We start from the raw sequence: 2,554 nt of genomic DNA, 5'->3' as shown, positions 1-2,554 counted from the left end.
GCTCAAGCGCCTCGACGACGCCGAACGCGACGGCGACCGGATCCTCGCCACCATCCTCGGCAGCGCCGTCAACAACGACGGACGCGGCAGCGGCCTGCTGCTCCAGCCCGCCGTCGACGGCCAGGTCGACATGCTCCGCGCCGCCTGCGCGTCCGCCGGCATCGAACCCCGGCAGCTCGACTACGTCGAGGCCCACGGCACCGGAACGGCCGTCGGCGACGGCGTCGAACTCCGGGCCCTCGCCCGGGCCACCGCCCGGCCCGCCGACCGCCCCCTGCCCACCGGCTCGGTGAAGACCAACATCGGGCACGCCGAGTCCGCCGCAGGCATCGCCGGCCTCATCAAGGCCGTCCTGATCGTCCGCCACGGCACCGTCCCGGCCTCGCTGCACTGCCACCGGACCAACCCGGTGATCGCCGAACACGGCCTGCCCGTCCGCGTGGTGACCCGCAACACCGGACTCACCGCATCCGGCGACCGCGCCCTCGTCGGCGTCAGCTCCTTCGGCATCTCCGGCACCAACGCGCACGTCGTCGTCGGCGAACACCGGCCCCGCGCCGCGCTCACGACCGCCGGGGCCGCCGCGCCCACGACCGCCGTGCCGGAGAGCGCCGCGACGGTCGGGACCGCCGGAGCCGCCGCGCCGGAGAACGCCCGGACCGCCGGAGCCGCCGTGCCGGAGAACGCCGAACACCTGCTCGTGCTCAGCGCCCGCTCGCGTCGCTCGCTCACCCTGCTGGCCGGGGCCTGGGCCGACCACCTCGACGGCCCCGGCCGTGACCAGGCACTGCGCGAGCTGTGCGCCGTCGCCGCCCTCCGCCGCGACGCCCACCCCCACCGGCTCTGGGTCCGCGCCGACACCCACCGCACCCTCGCCGCCCGGCTGCGCCGCCTCGCCGCCGGCGACACCCTGGCCGAGGGCGGCATCGCCGAGGCCGGCTTCACCGGCCCGCGCCGCACCGCCTTCGTCTTCCCCGGCCAGGGCTCCCAGTGGCTCGGCATGGGCCGCGGCCTGCTCGCCGCCTCACCCGCCTTCGCCGCCGCCATGGCCCGCTGCGACACCGCGATCCACGACGAACTCGGCTGGTCCGTCACCGAGTTGCTCACCCGGGCGACCGAACTGCCCACCGACATCGACCGGGTGCAGCCCGCACTCTGGGCCGTCGGCGTCTCCCTCGCGGCCGCCCTCACCGACCTCGGCCTCGCCCCGGACGTCTGCCTCGGCCACAGCATGGGCGAGATCGCCGCCGCCAGCACGGCCGGCGCCCTCGCCCTCACCGACGCAGCCGCCGTCATCTGCCGCCGCAGCCGGCTGATGCGCCGCCTCGCCGGGCGCGGTGCCATGCTCGCCGTCGAACTCTCCGCGGACGCCGCACGCGACTACCTCGCCTCCCGGCCCGAGTCCGCCGCCGTCTGCGTTGCCGCGGACAACTCCCCGAACGCGACCGTCCTCGCCGGACCGCCCGAGGCGATCGCCGCGATCAGCGCCGACCTGGAGGGACGGCACGTGCTCTGCCGCACCGTCCGCGTCGAAGTGGCCTCCCACTCGCCCGACATGGACCTGATCGCCACCGACCTCGTCGCCGCCCTCGACGGCCTCGCCCCGCGCCCCGCCCGCACCCCGCTGATGTCCACCGTGCTCGCCGCCCCCGTCCGCGGCGACGAACTCCTGCCGCAGTACTGGCAGGACAACCTCCGCAAGCCCGTCCGCCTCACCGAGGCCGTCCGCCGGCTCGCCGCCGAGGGCACCGTCTTCGTCGAGGTCAGCCCCCACCCCGTGCTCGCCGCGGCCGTCGAGGAGACCCTCCGCGACAGCGGCGCCGACGGCACCTGCCTGCCCACCCTGCGCCGCGGCTGCGACGAGGCCGCCGCACTCCTCGACGCCGTCGGCCGGGCCTTCGCCCACGGCGCGGCCGTCGACTGGCTCCGCTGGTACGGCACCCCGCCGCCCGTCCTCGACCTGCCCGCCTACCCGTGGGACACCGCCGAACTCCGCCGCGAGACCGCCGCCCCGACCCGCGCCGCCGTGACGACCGGCGACACCGCCCCGTACGTCCGTGAGGCGGCGCTCGGGGAGTGGGGCGTCGGCGACCGGGGCACCGGCGTCACCGTCCACGGCATCGCCCCGATCGTGCCCACCGTCTACCTGGACGCCGTCCTCGACACCGCCCGCGCCGCCGTCCCCGACACCCGGTTCGCCCTCACCGGGATCCGGCTCGGCAGTGCGGCCCTCACCCTGGACGACCTGCCGCACACCGCCCTGCGCGTCACCCTCGGCCGGCCCGGGCCCGACGGCGTCCGCCCCGTCCTCGTCCAGGCCCGCCGCGGCGCCGACGGGCCCCTGGAGCCGTGCGCCGAGGGCCGGTTGTGCCCCGTCGGCCCCGCCGACCCGCCCAACCGCCGGGACCTCCTGGACGCCGTCCTCGGCCGCCACCACGGCTACCTGTCCGCCGCCGGGTTCCACACCGAGGCCGAACGCCACGGCATCGGGATCGGCGCCGGGTTCCGCGCCGTCCAGCACGTCTGGCGCCGCGGCAGCCACGCCGCCAGAACG

1 protein-coding gene is annotated in these 2,554 nt (G+C 77.4%); it reads left to right on the top strand.

Annotation, left to right across the window (positions count from 1 at the left end; translation table 11 throughout):
- A partial coding sequence (locus ABZ641_RS32735; RefSeq protein WP_359987746.1) for an acyltransferase domain-containing protein occupies nt 1-2,554 on the top strand: 2,554 nt, incomplete at both ends.

This window comes from Kitasatospora sp. NPDC007106 (assembly GCF_040634455.1).
Taxonomy (GTDB): Bacteria; Actinomycetota; Actinomycetes; order Streptomycetales; family Streptomycetaceae; genus Kitasatospora; species Kitasatospora arboriphila.
The sequence above is the reverse complement of the archived record's forward strand: the minus strand, read 5'-3'. Positions and strand labels throughout refer to the sequence as shown.